The organism is Variovorax sp. TBS-050B (assembly GCF_029893635.1).
Classification (GTDB): Bacteria; Pseudomonadota; Gammaproteobacteria; order Burkholderiales; family Burkholderiaceae_C; genus Variovorax.
The window spans coordinates 4,085,848-4,104,079 of the sequence record NZ_JARXYR010000002.1 but is presented as its reverse complement, the minus strand read 5'-3'; the positions used below and the strand labels follow the sequence as shown (position 1 = coordinate 4,104,079).

At 69.2% G+C, this 18,232-nt stretch carries 13 protein-coding genes; 1 reads left to right on the top strand and 12 read right to left on the bottom strand.

The genetic code is table 11. From position 1 onward, the window contains the following. Positions 1–197: 197 nt before the first annotated feature. The 10 genes from M2165_RS21965 to M2165_RS21920 form a co-directional block, all read right to left on the bottom strand. Entirely contained in the window at positions 198–701 is a 504-nt protein-coding gene (locus M2165_RS21965; RefSeq protein ID WP_280816700.1) for a hypothetical protein, read from the bottom strand. Between the two features lie 43 nt (positions 702–744). After that, positions 745–2,772, bottom strand: coding sequence for an ATP-binding cassette domain-containing protein (locus M2165_RS21960; RefSeq protein WP_280816699.1), 2,028 nt, complete (start codon positions 2,770–2,772; stop codon positions 745–747). Between the two features lie 147 nt (positions 2,773–2,919). Beyond that, complete coding sequence (gene prmB / locus M2165_RS21955; protein WP_280816698.1) at positions 2,920–3,807, bottom strand: 50S ribosomal protein L3 N(5)-glutamine methyltransferase; 888 nt, start codon at positions 3,805–3,807, stop codon at positions 2,920–2,922. Next, entirely contained in the window at positions 3,804–4,985 is a 1,182-nt protein-coding gene (dapE, locus tag M2165_RS21950; RefSeq protein WP_280816697.1) for a succinyl-diaminopimelate desuccinylase, read from the bottom strand. Before dapE ends, prmB begins: the two co-directional genes overlap by 4 nt. A gap of 15 nt (positions 4,986–5,000) precedes the next feature. Beyond that, positions 5,001–6,149 (bottom strand): PilT/PilU family type 4a pilus ATPase, encoded by a 1,149-nt coding sequence (locus tag M2165_RS21945; protein WP_280816696.1) that lies wholly within the window; start codon positions 6,147–6,149, stop codon positions 5,001–5,003. Positions 6,150–6,216: 67 nt separating this feature from the next. After that, positions 6,217–7,050: a 2,3,4,5-tetrahydropyridine-2,6-dicarboxylate N-succinyltransferase gene (dapD, locus tag M2165_RS21940; RefSeq protein WP_280816695.1), complete on the bottom strand. Its 834-nt coding sequence runs from the start codon at positions 7,048–7,050 to the stop codon at positions 6,217–6,219. 42 nt (positions 7,051–7,092) lie between these two features. Continuing rightward, entirely contained in the window at positions 7,093–8,310 is a 1,218-nt protein-coding gene (gene dapC, locus M2165_RS21935; protein ID WP_280816694.1) for a succinyldiaminopimelate transaminase, read from the bottom strand. A gap of 44 nt (positions 8,311–8,354) precedes the next feature. Continuing rightward, a complete protein-coding gene (locus tag M2165_RS21930) occupies positions 8,355–9,008 on the bottom strand; it encodes a LysE family translocator (protein ID WP_280816693.1) in 654 nt (217 codons plus the stop codon). Between the two features lie 16 nt (positions 9,009–9,024). Then, entirely contained in the window at positions 9,025–10,371 is a 1,347-nt protein-coding gene (gene argA / locus M2165_RS21925) for an amino-acid N-acetyltransferase (protein WP_280816692.1), read from the bottom strand. 40 nt (positions 10,372–10,411) lie between these two features. Then, positions 10,412–12,406 (bottom strand): AAA family ATPase, encoded by a 1,995-nt coding sequence (locus M2165_RS21920; protein ID WP_280816691.1) that lies wholly within the window; start codon positions 12,404–12,406, stop codon positions 10,412–10,414. Between the two features lie 504 nt (positions 12,407–12,910). Between M2165_RS21920 and hrpA the strand changes: the two genes are divergently transcribed. Next, positions 12,911–16,702: an ATP-dependent RNA helicase HrpA gene (gene hrpA / locus M2165_RS21915; protein WP_280817596.1), complete on the top strand. Its 3,792-nt coding sequence runs from the start codon at positions 12,911–12,913 to the stop codon at positions 16,700–16,702. Between the two features lie 80 nt (positions 16,703–16,782). Here the strand turns inward: hrpA and M2165_RS21910 are convergent, their stop codons facing one another. Both M2165_RS21910 and M2165_RS21905 read right to left on the bottom strand, forming a co-directional pair. Next, the gene (locus tag M2165_RS21910; protein ID WP_012747828.1) at positions 16,783–16,941 is read right to left on the bottom strand and encodes a DUF3309 family protein; all 159 of its coding nucleotides are present in this window, start codon (positions 16,939–16,941) and stop codon (positions 16,783–16,785) included. 113 nt (positions 16,942–17,054) lie between these two features. After that, the gene (locus tag M2165_RS21905; RefSeq protein ID WP_280816690.1) at positions 17,055–18,230 is read right to left on the bottom strand and encodes a pyridoxal phosphate-dependent aminotransferase; all 1,176 of its coding nucleotides are present in this window, start codon (positions 18,228–18,230) and stop codon (positions 17,055–17,057) included. Between the last annotated feature and the right edge of the window lie 2 nt (positions 18,231–18,232).

Below are 18,232 nucleotides of genomic sequence, written 5' to 3'. Positions count from 1 at the left end.
CCGGGCTGAGCGTTTGCCAAGGCGGCCATCGGCCGATCTGTGGCTCGACCGTGCGCTGTGCGCGCTCGTGGCGCTGCTCGCCGCGGCGGCGCTCTGCTACGGACTCTGCGTGGACGACAACGGACTTGCGGGCTGTGCGCTCTCGGCGCTGGTGGCCGCGGCGTGGGCGGCGTCGGTGCTGTCCGACCGGGCCACGCTCACGCGCTCGCGCGAGATTCGGGCGGCGATAGAGCGAGCGTCGCGCGCACGCGGACGCAATCCTTGATGTGCTGCTCGCCGAGGGCGCGCAGGGCCGCGTAGCCGAGCGCGGCGGAAACCACCTGGCCGGCGATCGGCACGTACTTGGCCGCCTGCTTGGTGGTGAGCTTGATGCCCGCGTGCCGCGCGAGCTTGATGAGCAGATCGCGCGTGACCAGCCGGCCGACGAGCAGGGCGCCGACGGTGGTGGCCGCCTTCTGGATGCGCTCGCGCTGGTGCGGCGCGAGCTTCTCGACCTGGGTGGCCGAAAGCCCGAACTCGGCGCTGATCTGCGGCACCAGCCGCGACAGCAGCGCCGCGTCGGCGGCCCAGTCGACGCCCGGCAGGGGCACGGCGCTGGCGGCGGCGGCCATCAGGGCCTTGCGGCCGATCAGGCGGCGGCTGCGGTGGATCGCCGCGATCAGTGCTTCGTCGCCGCGGGCGAGTTCGATGGCGGATGGCATGCGGCGGATCTCCTTCCCAAGGTGGCTGCGCGCGGCCGTCCCGTCAGGTCGCGAGCGCCTCGAGTTGATCCGAAAGTGCCAGCCAACGTTCCTCGAGCCGCTCGATCTCGTCGTTGAGCGCCTTGAGCCGCTTGCCTGCTTCGGCGATCTCGGCGGGCGGCAGCGGCTCGGCGAGTCGGGCTTCCAGCGCGCTGCGCTCGGTGCCGGCGGCGGCGAGGCGCTCGTCGATCTGCGCGATCTCGCGCTTGAGCGGACGCGCCTGGTCGTTGCGCTGCTGGCGCTCCTGGGCGTCCTGCTTGCGCTGCTGCGCGGCGGCGGGCGCGGCGGCCGCGGGCGCGGCGACAGGCACCGCCGGTGCGGCCTCCGATGCAGCGGCGACGCTGGCTGCCTCGCGCACGGCGAGCCTTGCTTCCTCGCGCAGCCGCTTGGCCTCGTCGAGCAGGTAGCGCTGGTAGTCGTCGAGGTCGCCGTCGAAATCGGTCACCGCGCCGCGGCCCACGAGCCAGAACTCGTCGCACACCGAGCGCAGCAGCGCGCGATCGTGGCTGACGAGCATCAGCGTGCCCTCGAATTCGTTGAGCGCCACGGCCAGCGCCTCGCGGGTTGCCAGGTCGAGGTGGTTGGTCGGCTCGTCGAGCAGCAGCAGGTTCGGACGCTGCCACACCATCATCGCGAGCACCAGCCGCGCCTTCTCGCCGCCGCTCATGGTGCCGACGGGCTGCTTGACCATGTCGCCGCTGAAATTGAAGCTGCCCAGGAAGCCGCGCAGCGCCTGTTCGCCGGTGGCTTCGCGCGCGTTGCTGCCGAGCTCGCGCGCCAGCCGCACCATGTGCTCCAGCGGATTGCTCCCGGGATGCAGCACGTCGAGCTCCTGCTGCGCGAAGTAGCCGATGTTCAGGCCCTTCCCCTCGGTCACCTGACCCGCCAGGGCGCCCATTTCCCGCGCGATGGTCTTCACGAGCGTGGACTTGCCCTGGCCGTTGGCGCCCAGGATGCCGATGCGCTGGCCCGCCAGCACCGAGCGGTTGACGCCGCGCAGAATCACCTTGGGCTCCGCGCCTTCGCCGCCTTCCGGATGCGGGTAGCCGAAGCTCGCATTGCTGATCGAGAGCATCGGGTTCGGGATGTTGCCGGGCTCCTTGAACTCGAAGCTGAACTCGGCTTCGGCGAGCAGCGGCGCCACCTTCTCCATGCGCTCCAGCGCCTTGACGCGGCTCTGCGCCTGCTTGGCCTTGCTGGCCTTGGCCTTGAAGCGGTCGATGAACTTCTGCAGGTGGGCGATCTTGTCCTGCTGCTTGGCGAAGGCCTGCTGCTGCTGTTCCATCTGCAGCGCGCGCATTTCCTCGAACTTGCTGTAGTTGCCGCCGTAGCGCGTGAGCTGGGCGTTGGCGATGTGCAGCGTCACGTCGGTCACGGCGTCGAGGAACTCGCGGTCGTGGCTGATGACGATCATGGTGCCGGCGTACTTCTGCAGCCAGGCTTCGAGCCAGACGAGCGCGTCGAGGTCGAGGTGGTTGGTCGGTTCGTCGAGCAGCAGCAGGTCGCTCGGGCACATGAGCGCGCGCGCGAGCTGCAGGCGCATGCGCCAGCCGCCCGAGAAGCTGTTGACGGGCTGGTCGAGCTCGTGCGCCTTGAAGCCCAGGCCGAGGATCAGCGCCTGCGCGCGCGGCACGGCGTCGTGTTCGCCGGCGTCGGCGAGGTGGGTGTAGGCGTGGGCCAGCTCCATGCCGATCTCGGCATCGTCGGGGTTGGCCTCGTAGGCGGCCTCGGTGGCGGCCAGCGCCTCGCGCAGCTCGACCAGCCGGGTGTCGCCGCCGACCACGAAGTCGGTCGCCGATTCGTCGGTCTCGGGCATGTTCTGCGCGACCTGCGCCATGCGCCAGTGCTTCGGCACGGAGAAGTCGCCGCCGTCCTCGTGCAGCGTGCCGTTGAGCAGCGCGAAGAGGGTGGACTTGCCGGCGCCGTTGCGGCCCACGAGGCCGACCTTTTCGCCCGGATTGAGGGTGACGGTGGCGCCGTCGAGCAGAACCTTGGCGCTGCGGCGAAGAATGACGTTCTTGAGAGTGATCATGAAATGGAGCCCAACCCCGGATTATCCGAGTTGGGCTGAATCGAGGCGCCAATGCGGGTACAGAACGCAGAGGGCGCGAAGGTGACGCAGAGGTCGCAGAAGAAAATCCAAAAAAGATTCTTCTGCGTCTTCTGCGAAGTTTTTGTCTTACTTCTGCGTTCGGCTGTCCGATTTCAACAGCGCCTCGCGCGTGACCAGCAGCACCTGGTCCTCGCCCGCCGAGGTTTCGAGCCACACCACCTCGAGCCGCGGAAAGGCGTTCTCGAAATGTTCGCGCTCGTTGCCGATCTCGAGCACCAGCACGGCCCGCTCGCTCATGCGCGCGGGCGCATCGGCCAGCAGCCGGCGCACGAAGTCCATGCCGTCGGCGCCGCCGGCCAGCGCCAGTTCGGGTTCGGCGCGGTATTCGGCGGGCAGGGCGGCCATGCTGTCGCTGTTCACGTAGGGCGGATTGCACAGCACCAGGTCGTAGGGCCCGGGCAGGCTGGCCAGGCCGTCGGACTCGACCAGCCGGATGCGGTCGTCGAGCTGGTGGCGCGTGACGTTGATCGCCGCGACTTCGAGCGCCTCGCGCGAAAGGTCGGCGGCGTCCACCGTGATCTCGGGGTAGGTCATCGCGGCGAGCACTGCGAGGCTGCCGTTGCCGGTGCACAGGTCGAGCGCGCGCTGCGTGTGCTCGCCGAGCCAGTAGTCGATGCTGCCGTCGGCCATCAGCTCCGCGATGAAGCTGCGCGGCACGATCGCGCGTTCGTCGACGTAGAAGGGCACGCCCTGCAGCCAGGCTTCCTTCGTGAGGTAGGCCGCGGGCTTGCGCGTGGCGATGCGTTCGTCGATCAGTGCCGCCACCTTGGCGGCATCGGCCGGCGAGACCGCACGCTCGGCCACGGCGTCGAGGTCGTCGAGCGGCAGCTTCAGGCGCCACAGCACCAGCCAGGCGGCTTCGTCGAAGGCGTTGGCGGTGCCGTGGCCGAAGGCGACGCCCGCGGCTTCGAGGCGCCCGGCGCCGGCTTCGATGAGTTCGATGACGGTGCTCATCCGGCGAGCGAGGCTTCGAGCCGCTCCAGCGTGCGCCTGTAGATGTTCTTCAGCGTCTCGATCTCGGCCACCTCGATGTGCTCGTCGATCTTGTGGATGCTCGCGTTGACCGGTCCGAGCTCGACCACCTGCTTGCAGATCTTGGCGATGAAGCGCGCATCGCTCGTGCCGCCGCTGGTCGAGAGCTCGGTCGCGATGCCGGTCTCGTCGGCGATCGCGGCCTGCACGGCGCCGACGAGTTCACCGGGCGTGGTGAGGAAGGGCAGTCCGCCGACGGTCCACGCCAGCGTGTAGTCGACGCCGTGCGCATCGAGCACCGCGTGCACCCGCTGCTGCAGCGACTCGGGCGTGGATTCGGTCGAGAAGCGGAAGTTGAAGTCGATCACCGCGCTGCCGGGAATCACGTTGCTGGCACCGGTGCCCGCGTGGAAATTGCTGATCTGCCAGCTGGTCGGCTGGAAGTACGCGTTGCCGGCGTCCCAGCCGCCCGCGGCGTTGATGGCCACCAGTTCGGCCAGCGCCGGCGCCACGGCATGCACCGGGTTCTTGGCCAGGTGCGGATAGGCGATGTGGCCCTGCACGCCGTTGACCGTGAGCCGCCCGCTCATCGTGCCGCGGCGGCCGTTCTTGATCATGTCGCCGCAGCGCTCGACCGCGGTGGGCTCGCCGACGATGCAGTAGTCGACGGTCTCGCCGCGCGCGGCCAGGGCGTTGCAGACGATCACGGTGCCGTCGACGCCCGGGCCTTCCTCGTCGCTGGTGAGCAGCAGCGCGAGCGTGAGCTTCGGGTCGGGCGTGGCCTGCAGGAATTCCTCGATCGCCACCACGAACGCCGCCAGCGAGGTCTTCATGTCGCAGGCGCCGCGGCCGTAGAGCCGGCCGTCGCGGTGCGTGGGCGTGAAGGGATGGCTGCGCCACTGATCGAGCGGGCCGGTGGGCACGACATCGGTGTGGCCTGCGAACACGAGCGTGCGGCTCGCCGCCGCGGCGCCGGCCGGCGGGCGGCGCACCGCCCACAGGTTGGTGACGCGGAAATCGGCCGGGCCGCTTTCGATGGTTTCGAGCGTGAAGCCCAGCGCCGCCAGCCGCTCGCCGATGATCCGCTGGCAGCCTGCGTCGTCAGGCGTGACGGAAGGGCGCGAGATGAGTTGTTCGGCGAGCTGGAGCGTTCGGGACATCGGGGCTTTTTCTACTCAGAATTTCACGTCGAGCGTGATGTCGGTGAAGGTCGGTTCTTCCACCTGGTCCATCAGGCTGCGTTCGTCGACCTTGGGCTTGGGCGCGGCGCGGTTCTGCAGGCGCCACATCAGGTTGGTGGGGGAGTCGGCATGGGCGAGGCCTTCCTCGCGCGTCACGCGCTCCTCGGTGATCAGGCGCGCGATGTCTTCCTCGAAGGTCTGCGAGCCTTCGGCCATCGACTGTTCCATGGCCTCCTTCACGCCCGAGAAGTCGCCCTTCTCGATGAGCTCGGCCACGAGCGCGGTGTTCAGCATCACCTCGAGCGCCGGCACGCGGCCGCCCGCGGGCGTGCGCAGCAGCCGCTGCGACACGATGGCGCGCAGCGCGCCGCCGAGGTCGCCGAGCAGCGTGGGGCGCACCTCGACCGGGTAGAAGCTCAGGATGCGATTGAGCGCGCGGTAGCTGTTGTTGGCGTGCAGCGTGGCCACGCACAGGTGGCCCGACTGCGCGTAGGCGATGGCGGCCGACATGGTGTCGCGATCGCGGATCTCGCCGATCTGGATCACGTCGGGCGCCTGGCGCAACGCGTTCTTGAGCGCGACCTGCAGCGATTCGGTGTCGCTGCCCACGTCGCGCTGGTTCACCACCGACTTCTTGTTGGTGTAGGTGAATTCGATCGGTTCCTCGACCGTGAGGATGTGGCCCGTGGCGTGCTCGTTGCGGTAGTCGAGCATCGAGGCGAGCGTGGTGGTCTTGCCCGCGCCCGTGGCGCCCACCATCAGGATCAGCCCGCGCTTTTCCATGACGAGCGTCTTGAGCACGTCGGGCAGGTTCAGGTCGGCGAAGCTGGGAATGGCCGAGGCGATGTGCCGCACCACCACCGCATAGCTGCCGCGCTGGCGCATCGCGCTGACGCGGTAGTTGCCGGCGCCCTCGAGCATCACGGCCATGTTGAGTTCGCCGGTGCGCTCCAGCTCCTGGATGCGGGCCTCGGGCACCACTTCGGCCAGGAGCGCGAGCGGCGCGGTCGCGGGCAGCACCTGCGCGTTGATCGGCACGCAGACCCCGTTGATCCGGATCAGCACCGGGGAGTTCGCCGAGAGGTAGATGTCGGACGCCTTGCGCTCGGCCATCAAACGAAGGATCCGTTCCATCATGTTCATCGGGCTTTCTCCTCGGGTGCTTTTGTGAAAATCATTGCCGGGCTGCGCAAGTGCCGCCGCGCTGCGCTCAGTCGCGCAGCAGGTCGTTCAGGCTGGTCTTGGAGCGCGTCTGCGCATCGACCGTCTTGACGATGATCGCGGCATAGGTGCTGTAGTCCTGGCCCGACTTGGTCTTCTTGGGCAGGTTGCCGCTGATGACCACGCTGCCCGACGGCACGCGGCCGTACGAGATCTCTCCGGTCTCGCGGTTGAAGATCGGGGTGCTCTGGCCGATGTACACGCCCATGCCGAGCACCGAGTTCTCTTCGATGACCACGCCTTCGACCACTTCGGAGCGCGCGCCGATGAAGCAGTTGTCCTCGATGATGGTCGGGCCGGCCTGCAGCGGCTCGAGCACGCCGCCGATGCCGACGCCGCCCGAGAGGTGCACGTTCGCGCCGATCTGCGCGCAGGAGCCCACGGTGGCCCAGGTGTCGACCATGGTGCCTTCGCCCACGTAGGCGCCGATGTTCACGTACGAGGGCATCAGGATCGCGCCCTTGGCGATGTAGCTGCCGCGGCGCGCGACGGCCGGCGGCACGATGCGCACGCCCGATTCCTTGAGTTCGTTGGCCGACAGGTGCGAGAACTTGGTCGGCACCTTGTCGTAGAAGCCCAGCGAGCCGGCCTGGATCTGCTCGTTGTCCTTCAGGCGGAACGACAGCAGCACGGCCTTCTTGATCCACTGGTGCACGTTCCACTGGCCGACGCCCTCGCGCGTGGCGACGCGCAGCTTGCCGTTGTTGAGTTCGGAGATCACGTGCTCGACGGCCTCGCGCACCTCGGCCGGTGCGGCGCCGGCCGAGAGGTTGGCGCGGTTGTCCCACGCGGCGTCGATGGTTTGTTGCAGTTGCTGGGTCATGGAGAGGCTCTCGGGTGAAAAAGAGGGGTGCCGGAGGCGGATTCAGCGGCCTTGCGGCCCGGACTGCACGAAGCGCACGATGCGCTCGGCGGCTTCGACGCATTCGGCGGTTTCGGCCACCAGGGCCATGCGGATGCGGCCGCGGCCGGGGTTGGCGCCGTGCGTCGTCTCGCGGGCCAGATAGCTCCCCGGCAGAACGGTGACATTGTATTGAGCGTAGAGGGCGCGGGCGAAGGCTTCGTCGTCGCCGGCCCACACTTCGGGCACGCCGGCCCAGAGGTAGAAGCTGGCGTCGGGCAGGCGCACGTCGAGCACCGGCTCGAGCAGCGGCGTGACGGCCGCGAACTTGGCGCGGTACTTCGCGCGGTTCTCGACCACGTGGGCTTCGTCGCCCCAGGCCGCGATGCTGGCCGCGGCCACGGTGCCGCTCATCGCGCTGCCATGGTAGGTGCGGTAGAGCTGGAAGCTCTTGATGATCGCCGCGTCGCCCGCCACGAAGCCGCTGCGCAGGCCGGGCACGTTGCTGCGCTTCGAGAGCGACGTGAGCGCGATCAGGTTGCGGAAGTCGCTGCGGCCGAGCTTTTCGGCGGCTTCGAGGCCGCCGAGCGGCGGCTCGTCGCGGAAGTAGATCTCGCTGTAGCACTCGTCGGCCGCGATCACGAAGCCGTGGCGGTCCGACAGCGCGAAGAGCTTCTTCCATTCGTCGAGCGGCATCACCGCGCCAGTCGGATTGCCCGGCGAGCAGACGAACACGAGCTGGGTGCGCGCCCAGATCGCCTCGGGCACCGAGTCCCAGTCCACCGCGAAATTGCGCGCCGGCACGCTCGGCACGTAGTACGGTTCGGCGCCCGAGAGCAGGGCCGCGCCTTCGTAGATCTGATAGAAGGGATTGGGCGACACCACCACCGGCGCCGGCGAGCGCCGGCCGTCCACCACCGTCTGCGCGAGCGAGAACAGCGCCTCGCGCGAGCCGTTGACCGGCAGCACCTGGCGCGCCGGGTCGAGCTTCAGGCCGTAGCGGCGCTGCAGCCAGTCGGTGAAGGCGGTGCGCAACGGGAGGCTGCCGGCCGTGGCCGGATAGGCTGCCAGCGAATCCATGCCCGCGGCCAGCGCGTCCTTAATGAAATCGGGCGTCGCGTGCTTGGGTTCGCCGATGCCGAGGCTGATGGGCGCGAAACCGGGGCTGGGCGCGACGCCCTCGAACAGGCGCCGCAGCCGTTCGAAGGGATAGGGCTGGAGCTTGGAAAGCAGGGGATTCATGGAGCGCGATTATCGGCGACGGGTCGCCGGCCGCCCGTGCGCCTTCAGGTGCCGCTGCGCCGGTAGAACGCGAGCGAACCCGCCAGCGCCAGCAGCATCGCGCCGCAGGTGCGGTCGATCCATTGCGCGGCCGCGGCCGTGAGCAGCCGCATGGCGCGCGCGCCGACGAAGGCGTAGACCAGCATCACCGCCGCATCGAGCGCGGCGAACAGCACCGCGATGATCGCGTACTGCATGCCCTGCGCGGCCGCGGGATCGATGAACTGCGGCATCAGCGCCGAGCAGAACAGGTAGCCCTTGGGATTGGTGACCGCCACCAGGAAGGACTTGAGGAACACCTTGCGTCCGTCGCCCGGCGCGCCCGTGGCCGCGGCGCCGGCCTGCTGCGCGGCGGGGGCCGCGTCGAAGCTGCCGCCGCGCGAGCGCAGCATGCGCACGCCGAGCCATGCGAGGTAGGCCGCGCCCACCCACTTGAGCATCGAGAACCAGAACTCCGATGCCGCGAGCAGCGCGCCCAGGCCCAGCGCCACCGCGCCCACCAGCACGAAGTCGGAGGTGACCGCACCGAGGATCCCCGGCAGCGCCCCGCGCACGCCGCGCCGCGAGCCGTTGCTGAGCGCCAGCAGCACCGTCGGCCCCGGCGTGGCGATCGCGGCCAGCGCGACGATGGAGAACAGCAGGGCGGTGGCGAGCGTCATGGGCGGGCTTTCATCCTCAGATCTTCTTGACGAGGACCTGGCTCTTGCGGTCCCAGTTGTACTTGCGCTTGCGCGCCTCGGGCAGCCAGTCGGGGTTGACCTGCTGGAAGCCGCGCTTGATGAACCAGTGCATGGTGCGCGTGGTGAGCACGAAGATGCTCTCGAGCCCCATCGCCTTGGCGCGCTGCTCGATGCGCTTGAGGATGCGCTCGCCGTCGCCCTGCGACTGCGATTGCGGCGACACCGTGAGCGCGGCCATCTCGGCGGTGCGCGCCTCGGGGTAGGGGTACAGCGCCGCGCAGCCGAAGATCACGCCGTCGTGCTCGATCACCGTGTAGTGGCCCACGTCGCGCTCGATCTCGGTGCGGTCGCGCTTCACCAGCGTGCCGTCGCGCTCGAAGGGCTCGATCAGCTGCAGGATGCCGCCGATGTCGTCCACCGTGGCCTCGCGCAGGCTTTCGAGCTTCTCGTCGATCACCATGGTGCCGACGCCGTCGTGCACGTAGATCTCGAGCAGCAGCGAGCCGTCGAGCGCGAAGGGCAGGATGTGGTTGCGCTCCACGCCGGCCTTGCAGGCCTTCACGCAGTGCTGCAGGTAGAAGGCCGTGTCGGTCGGCTTCTGCGGCGGCGGCAGCGAGGCCAGCAGCTTCTCGGCCGCGGCCAGCGGCAGCTCGGTGTCGATCGGGTTGTCTTCGCTCTCGGGCAGCTCGCTGTCGATGCGGATGCCGGGAATCTCGGTCAGGAAGATCAGCTTGTCGGCCTGGATCGAGATCGCCACGCTGGTGGCGACGTCTTCCATCGTGAGGTTGAAGGCCTCGCCCGTGGGCGAGAAGCCGAAGGGCGAGATCAGCACCATCGCGCCGAAGTCGAGCGTGCGGCGGATGCCCGCGGCGTCTACCTTGCGCACCAGGCCCGAATGCTTGAAGTCCACGCCGTCGACCACGCCGATCGGGCGCGCGGTGATGAAGTTGCCCGAGATCATGCGCACCGTCGAGCCCGCCATCGGCGTGTTCGGCAGGCCCTGGCTGAAGGCGGCCTCGATCTCGTAGCGCAGCTGGCCCGCGGCCTCCTGCGCCGAGTCGAGCGCGACCTCGTCGGTGATGCGGATGCCGTGCGAATAGCGCGCCTCGTGGCCCTTGGCCGCGAGCTGCTCGTTGACCTGGGGGCGGAAGCCGTGCACGAGCACGATCTTGACGCCCATGCTCTGGATCAGCGCCAGGTCCTGCGCGATGTTCTGCAGCTTGCCCGCCGCGATCGCTTCGCCCGCCAGCGCGACCACGAAAGTCTTACCGCGGTGCGTGTGGATGTAGGGCGCGACCGAGCGGAACCAGGGCACGAAGGTGAAGTTGAAGACGGTGGACATGGTGCGTGATTGTGCATTCTCGACAGGCGTCTGGCGCGGCTCAGGCCATCGAGCGCAGCAGCCGGGCCGCTGCCCCGGCGGGCGGCGTGCCGCGGGCCCTGAACGAGGCGAGCCGGCTGGCGTAGGCATCGAGCGGTTCGGCCTCCCGCGCGCCGGGCGGACCGGACGGCGCGAGCGGCAGGCCCAGCAGCGCGGCGAGCTCGCCGGAGGCGATCGCACCGTGTGCCATCAGCGCGTCGACCACCGCCAGGAACGCCGTTTCGTGCGACTCGATCAGCGACCGCGCGCGCGATTGCTCGCGCCCGAGGATCTCCTCGATCTCGGGATTGGTGGCGGCAACGTCGGTGTTGAGGTTGTCGTTCGCATCCTGCGTCACGTCGGTGCGGCTCAGCCGGCTGCCGAAGGCATGGTGGCGCACGTGCCGCGCCGCGGTCGCGGTGGCCTGGGCCAGGTCCTGCTCGGCGCCCGTGGTGCAGCCCGCATCGCCGAACACCAGCCGCTCGGCCGCGCGGCCCGCGAGGCTCACGCAGATGCTGTCGAGCGTGTTCTGCTTCGACCAGGCCTTGCGCTTCACGTAGCTGTTGTAGCCGCCCTCGAAGGAGGCCACGTTGATGCGGATCTCCTGCGGCGCGCGGCCGAAGAGCAGGGCGTAGACCACGCCGTGGCCCGCCTCGTGCACCGCCAGCAGCGCGCGGAAGTCGGCGTTCGCGCGCTGCTTGAGCCGGTTGAGCTCCAGCACCACCGGGAACTCGCGCCGCGCGAGCCGCCAGCGCGCCACCATGCGCGGCGCGCGCTCCAGGCCGTCGCCGGCATCGAGCATCAGCCGGACCGGCTCGCTGCCGGTGGCGCCTTGTTCCAGCGCCCAGAGCGCGGCGTTGACCAGCGTCGCGCTCAGGATCGCGTGGATCGACGAGAACAGCGGGCGCGTGCCCTGCGCCGGGAACACGGCGTTGGCATAGATCTGCTCGTACACGCTGGCGTCGAGCACGAAGCGCACGCCCGAGCTTTCCTGGATCTCGCTCACGTAGCGGTCGCAGATCGACAGGATCAGCCGCACGTAGGTGGCCCGGCTGAACGACGGGTAGATCACGTGGTTGTTGCCGAGCCGCGCGATCTGCTCGGGCTTGAAGCGCTCGGCCAGCGCCTTCTTCACGTCGATCAGCGAGAGCTTCTTCGTGAGCGCGTGGAAGATGTCGGCGTCGGTGTCGCAGTCCTCGACGCGCTTGGCGGTCTCGGCGTACATCTCGTCGAGGTTGCCCGAGATGAAGACCAGCAGTTTGGAATAGTCGGTCTCCCAGTTCTCCTGCGAGGCGCGGAAGGCGCGCAGCCGCGCCTGGATCTCGGCCGGCGTCCAGGTCATGATCTCGAGCAGCGATTCACGCAGCTTCAGGCAGCGCTTGAACTCCCCGGCTTCCCAGGGCGAGAGCTGGAGCCTGCGCTTGCGCTTCGGCTTCGCATCGTCCTTCGCGTCCTCGTCGTCCTCCTTCTGGTCCTGCTCGTATTCGGCCCAGGCGAGCGAGCTCTCGATCTCGCCCAGCACGGAAAGCGAAGGCGGCAGGCGGCCGTCGGAGAGCAGGGCCCAGACGTCCTGGTAGCGCTCGACGCGCGCTTCCTTGCCCTGCGCATCCACGGTGCGGAAACGCTGGAACTCGTCGAGCACGAGGATGCCGCGCTCGCCCTCGGCAATGCCCGACTCGGCCAGCATGGCCGAGATCGAACCCGCGCTGCGATGGCCCGAGCCATGGCTGAAGCCGTCCATCTGCACTTCGATGAAGCGGTCGTAGAAGCCCAGGTGCTGCGCGAGGCGGCGCACCAGCTGCGTCTTGCCGGTGCCGGTGAGGCCCCAGAGGCAGATCACCACCGGCCGGCTGATGAGCTGCGGCAGCACGTACCAGGCGCGCAGCGAATCGATCACGCGGTCGATGATCTCGTCGATGCCGAAGAGCTCGGTCTTCAGCGATTGGGCGATGGCCTGCAGATGGCGCGTGCGCTGGGCCAGCGCGGCATGCAGGTCGGTCGGAATGTCGTCGGACATGGTGGTTTTTTCTTCTTCGATGATTCGGAACGGGAACGCCACCGCGCCCTCGAATGCGAGGGAGCGGATGCTGGGGGGCGTTGCGCTGGGGTCAGGCCGGCGCGCTTCGGACTGCTCCGAAGCGCACGGGCGGCGTTCCGCTGAAGGGAACGCGGCGCGCGGGCTTCGTCAGGCCGGGCGAATCGACTTGACCCCGCCACGTGCATGCACGTGGCTTGCGCGGCAGCAGCGCAACGGTTGGGGGGCAAGGAAGGAGGTCATGGGCGCGATCGTAGCGGCGCGCGCAGGCCGAGTAAAGACTATTTACGGCGTGCGTCGCCAAAGACCGCGCCGCTGTGGGCGCGCTGCAACATCGGCGGTGGGCGCCGATAATCGACGGTTTGCCCGTTGGCAACCGGGCTTATCGAGCCGCCTGATCCCTTGACGACCTCCACGCCTTCTTCTCCCTCGCTTCGCATCGACTTTCCCGAATCGCTGCCGGTCTCGGCCCGGCGCGACGAGATCATGGCCGCCATCGAGGCGCACCAGGTGGTGATCGTCTGCGGCGAGACGGGCTCGGGCAAGACCACCCAGCTGCCGAAGATCGCGCTTGCGCTCGGCCGCGGCAAGCTCAATGCGCCGCCGGGCAAGGGGCGGCTGATCGGCCACACGCAGCCGCGGCGCATCGCGGCGAGTTCGGTGGCCAAGCGCATCGCGGAAGAACTGAAGACGCCGCTCGGCGACGTGGTCGGCTTCAAGGTGCGCTTCCAGGACCGGCTCTCGCGCGATGCCTCGGTCAAGCTCATGACGGACGGCATCCTGCTGGCGGAGACGCAGACCGATCCGCTGCTCAAGGCCTACGACACGCTGATCATCGACGAGGCGCACGAACGCTCGCTGAACATCGACTTCCTGCTCGGCTACCTGCGCGAGATCCTGCCGCGCCGGCCGGACCTGAAGGTGATCGTGACCTCGGCCACGATCGATGCCGAGCGCTTCGCGAACCATTTCGCCTCGGCCAAGGGACCGGCGCCGACGGTGTTCGTCTCGGGCCGCACCTTCCCGGTCGAGCAGCGCTACCGGCCGTTCGAGGAATCGCGCGAGCACGACCTCAACGACGCGATCGCCGACGGCGTCGACGAGCTCTGGCGCGACCCGCACAACGCGGGCGACATCCTGGTCTTCCTGCCCGGCGAGCGCGAGATCCGCGAGGCGGCCGACCACCTGCGCCGGCATCTGGCGCACCAGCCGCTCTACCGCAACGCCGAAGTGCTGCCGCTGTTCGCGCGGCTCTCGCAGGCCGAGCAGGACCGCATCTTCGACGGCCACACCGGCCGCCGCATCGTGCTCGCGACCAACGTGGCCGAGACCTCGCTCACCGTGCCGGGCATCCGCTACGTGATCGACAGCGGCACCGCGCGCGTCAAGCGCTACAGCTTCCGCAGCAAGGTCGAGCAGTTGCTGGTCGAGCCGATCAGCCAGGCCGCGGCCAACCAGCGCGCGGGCCGCTGCGGCCGCGTCGCCAACGGCATCTGCATCCGGCTCTACGACGAGAAGGACTTCGAGGGTCGGCCGCGTTTCACCGACCCCGAGATCCTGCGCTCCTCGCTCGCGGGCGTGATCCTGCGCATGAAGTCGCTGCGGCTCGGCGACGTGGCGCGCTTTCCCTTCCTGGAGGCGCCATCGCCGCGCGCGATCGCCGACGGCTATCAGCTGCTCAACGAACTCGGCGCGGTCGACGACGCCAACGAGCTCACGGCCACCGGCGCCGAGCTCGCCAAGCTGCCGCTCGACCCGCGCGTGGGTCGCATGATCCTGGAGGCCCGCACGCGCGGTGCGCTCGAGGAAGTCCTGGTGATCGCCTCGGCGCTCAGCGTGCAGGACGTGCGCGACCGGCCGATGGACGCGCAGCAGCAGGCCGACCAGGCGCATGCCAAGTTCGACGACGAGAAGAGCGAGTTCAGCGGCTACCTGCGGCTGTGGAAGTGGATCGCCGACGCGCGCGGCGGCCACGGCGACACGCACAAGCTCAGCAACCGCCAGTACGAGCAGCTGCTGCGGCAGAACTTCATCAACATCCGCCGCGTGCGCGAATGGCGCGACATCCATTCGCAGCTGCTCACGGTGGTCACCGAGCACAAATGGCGCATCAACAACGAGCCGGCCGGCTATGAAGCGCTGCACATGTCGATGCTCGCGGGCCTGCTCGGCAACGTCGGCTGGAAGCTCGAAGACGACGAGGCCTACCTCGGCGCGCGCGGCATCAAGTTCTACCGCCACCCGGGCGCGCACCTGAAGAAGAAGCCGGGCCGCTGGATCGTCGCGGCCGAGCTGGTCGAGACCACGCGGCTGTTCGGCCGCGGCATTGCCAACATCGAACCGCAGTGGCTCGAACAGGTGGCCGGCCATCTGCTGAAGAAGCAGCTGCTCGATCCGCACTGGGAAAAGAAGGGCGCGCAGGTCGCGGCGCTGGAGCGCGCCACGCTCTACGGCCTGGTGGTCTACAGCGGACGGCGCGTCGACTTCACGCGCGTCGACCCGCATGCGGCGCGCGAGATCTTCATCCGCGAGGCGCTGGTCGGCGGCCAGTGGGAGAGCCGCTTCCCGTTCCTCGCGGCCAACCGCAAGCTGGTGCGCGAGGTCGAGGGGCTGGAGCACAAATCGCGCCGGCAGGACGTGCTGGTCGACGACGAACTGATCTTCGCCTTCTACGACGCACAGCTGCCGGCCGACGTGGCGAGCGGCATCACCTTCGAGAACTGGTACCGCGAAGCCTCCAAGGCCCAGCCGCGGCTGCTGTTCCTGACGCGCGAGGAGCTGATGCGCCATCAGGCGGCCGGCATCACCACGCAGTCGTTCCCGCACACCTTGCGGCTCGGCGGCGTGGACTGCGCGGCGAGCTACCTGCACGAACCCGGCGACGCGCGGGACGGCCTCACGGTCACGGTGCCGCTGTTCGTGCTGAACCAGGTCAGTGAGGAGCGCTGCGAGTGGCTGGTCACGGGCATGCTGAAGGACAAGATCCAGGCGCTGCTCAAGAGCCTGCCGCAGCGCCCGCGCTCGCGGCTGGTGCCGCTGCCCGACACCGCGGCGAAGCTGGCCGCCGAACTGTCGGCGCCCGAGGTCTTCGGCAGCGGCTCTCTGACCGACGCGCTGCTCAAGCGCGTGCGCGATGCGACCAGCCTCGACGTGAAGCGCGCGGACTTCAAGCTCGACATGCTCGCGCCGCACCTGTTCATGAACCTGCGCGTGGTCGACGAACACGGCCGCCAGCTCGGCATGGGGCGCAACCTGGGCGCGCTCAAGGCCGAGCTCGGCGCGCAGGCGCGCGGCGCGTTCCAGGCGCTGGCGGGCCTCAACGTGAAGGCATCGGCCGATTCACGGGAAGCGCCGCGTGGCGGCACCCCGGCGCAGGGCCGCGGTGCGCCGGCCGCACCGGCGGCCCCCGCAGCGCCCAGCCTGCCCGCGGGCCAGCGCTACACGAGCTGGAGCTTCGGCGAACTGCCGGAGCTGATGGAGGTGCGCCGCGGGGCGCAGTCGCTGGTCGGCTTTCCGGCCCTGCGCGACGAGGGCGACGCCGTCACCATCGAGGTGTTCGACGAGCCCGCGGTCGCCGCCGCGAAGCACCGTGCGGGGCTGCGCCGGCTGTTCGCGCTGCAGCTGAAGGACGCGCTCAAGTACCTGGAGAAGAACATCCCCGAGCTGCAGAAGATGTCGGTGGCCTACATGCCGCTCGGCACCTCGGAGGAGCTGCGCACGCAGATCATCGACGTAGCGATCGACCGCGCCTTCCTGCAGGAGCCGCTGCCCACCGACGAGCCGGCGTTCAAGCGCCGGCTGGAGGAAGGGCGCGGCCGGCTCACGCTGATCGCCAACGAGGTGGCGCGGCTCGCCGGCGCGATCCTCACCGAGTACGCCGCGGCGGCGCGCAAGATCAAGGACACGAAGCTCCAGCCCGAATCGGTGCAGGATGCGGCGCAGCAGCTGCAGCGCCTCGTGGGCAAGCGCTTCATCGCCGAGGCGCCGTGGACGCAGCTGCAGCACTTTCCGCGCTACCTCAAGGCGATCGTGCTGCGGCTCGACAAGCTGCGCGGCGATCCCGCGCGCGATGCGGCCAAGCTGGCCGAGCTGCGTCTGCAGGAGCAGCGCTACTGGCGCCTCGTGGCCGAGCGCAAAGGCGTGGTCGACGAGCGCATGCTCGAGTTCCGCTGGCTGCTCGAGGAGCTGCGCGTGAGCTTCTTCGCACAGGAGCTGCGCACGCCGCAGCCCGTGAGCGTGAAGCGGCTCGACAAGGCCTGGGCCCAGCTGCAGGCCTGAGCGCGCGGCGGGCGAAAAAAAGCCCGCGGGGCCGCGGGCTTCTTCGATGGGCGATGGGGGCGCGGGAGGCGCCCCGTGCGTCATATCCGTCCCATGAGCACCAGGATGATGACGATCAGCACGACCAGGCCCAGCCCGCCGCTGGGCCAGTAGCCCCAGCTCCGGCTGTAGCCCCAGCTCGGCAGGGCGCCGATCAGAAGCAGTATCAGGATGATCAGCAGAATGAACGAGAGGGACATGCGTTTCTCCTGGACGTTGTTTTGACGAGCTGATGCTCGGCGTCCGCGGGCGGGAGAAACGCCGGATAGCCGCTTCTTCGGCGGTCAGGACTATCCTACCGGCGCCGTCGGCCTCAGAGCCGTGCCAGCCGCTCCAGTGCCGACCGCAGCGTCTCGTCCTTCTTGGCGAAGCAGAAGCGGACCACGCGCTGGTCGAAGCCGTTGCCATAGAAGGCCGACAGCGGAATCGCCGCCACGCCGATCTCGCGCGTGAGCCACAGGCAGAACTCGGCCTCCGACAGGTCGCTCACTGCCGAGATGTCCACGCACTGGAAGTAGCTGCCTTCGCTGCGCAGCAGCTTGAAGCGGGTCTTCTCGGCCAGCCCGGCTGCGAACAGGTCGCGTTTGCGCTGGTAGAAGGCGGGCAGCTCGAGGTAGGGCGCGGGCGCGGCCATGTACTGCGCGAGCGCATGCTGCATCGGCGTGTTGACGGTGAACACGTTGAACTGGTGCACCTTGCGGAACTCGGCCATCAGCGGCGCGGGCGCCGCGACGTAGCCGACCTTCCAGCCGGTGACGTGGTAGGTCTTGCCGAAGCTGCTCACGATGAAGCTGCGCGCCGCCAGGCCCGGAAAGCGCGCCACGCTCTCGTGCCGGGCGCCGTCGTACACCATGTGCTCGTAGACCTCGTCGGCGATCACCAGCACCTCGGTGGGTGCGAGCAGTTCCTCGAGCCGGCGCATCTCGTCGGCGGTCCAGACCGTGGCGCTCGGGTTGTGCGGCGTGTTGACGATGATCGCGCGCGTGCGCGGCGTGAGCGCCGCGGCGATGCGGTCGAAGTCGGGGCGGAAGCTGCCGGGCGTGAGCGGCACGCGCACCACGCTGCCGCCCGCGAGTTCGATGTTCGGCACGTAGCTGTCGTAGCAGGGCTCGAGCACGATCACCTCGTCGCCCGGTCGCACCACCGCGAGGATGGCGGTGATGATGGCCTGCGTCGCGCCCGCGGTGACGGTGATCTCGTCGGCGGCGCTGTAGTCGTGTCCGTAGAGCGCCGAGATCTTGCCGGCGATGGCCTGGCGCAGCGCGGGAATGCCGGGCATCGGCGGGTACTGGTTGTGGCCCGCGGCCATGGCGGCCGTGACGTCCTCGAGCAGCTTCGGGTCGCAGTTGAAATCGGGAAAGCCCTGGCCCAGGTTGACCGCGTTCTTCTCGGTCGCGAGCGCCGACATCACGGTGAAGATGGTGGTGCCGACGGCGGGCAGCTTGGTGGCGATCGCGGGGGTGCGGACGGCGGATGGGACGGTGCTCATGG

Coding starts and splice junctions, on each gene's coding strand:
- M2165_RS21965 (WP_280816700.1), bottom strand. CDS start 701: ATGCCATCCGCCATCGAACTCGCCCGCGGCGACGAAGCACTGATCGCG.
- M2165_RS21960 (WP_280816699.1), bottom strand. CDS start 2,772: ATGATCACTCTCAAGAACGTCATTCTTCGCCGCAGCGCCAAGGTTCTG.
- prmB (WP_280816698.1), bottom strand. CDS start 3,807: ATGAGCACCGTCATCGAACTCATCGAAGCCGGCGCCGGGCGCCTCGAA.
- dapE (WP_280816697.1), bottom strand. CDS start 4,985: ATGTCCCGAACGCTCCAGCTCGCCGAACAACTCATCTCGCGCCCTTCC.
- M2165_RS21945 (WP_280816696.1), bottom strand. CDS start 6,149: ATGAACATGATGGAACGGATCCTTCGTTTGATGGCCGAGCGCAAGGCG.
- dapD (WP_280816695.1), bottom strand. CDS start 7,050: ATGACCCAGCAACTGCAACAAACCATCGACGCCGCGTGGGACAACCGC.
- dapC (WP_280816694.1), bottom strand. CDS start 8,310: ATGAATCCCCTGCTTTCCAAGCTCCAGCCCTATCCCTTCGAACGGCTG.
- M2165_RS21930 (WP_280816693.1), bottom strand. CDS start 9,008: ATGACGCTCGCCACCGCCCTGCTGTTCTCCATCGTCGCGCTGGCCGCG.
- argA (WP_280816692.1), bottom strand. CDS start 10,371: ATGTCCACCGTCTTCAACTTCACCTTCGTGCCCTGGTTCCGCTCGGTC.
- M2165_RS21920 (WP_280816691.1), bottom strand. CDS start 12,406: ATGTCCGACGACATTCCGACCGACCTGCATGCCGCGCTGGCCCAGCGC.
- hrpA (WP_280817596.1), top strand. CDS start 12,911: ATGGCCGCCATCGAGGCGCACCAGGTGGTGATCGTCTGCGGCGAGACG.
- M2165_RS21910 (WP_012747828.1), bottom strand. CDS start 16,941: ATGTCCCTCTCGTTCATTCTGCTGATCATCCTGATACTGCTTCTGATC.
- M2165_RS21905 (WP_280816690.1), bottom strand. CDS start 18,230: ATGAGCACCGTCCCATCCGCCGTCCGCACCCCCGCGATCGCCACCAAG.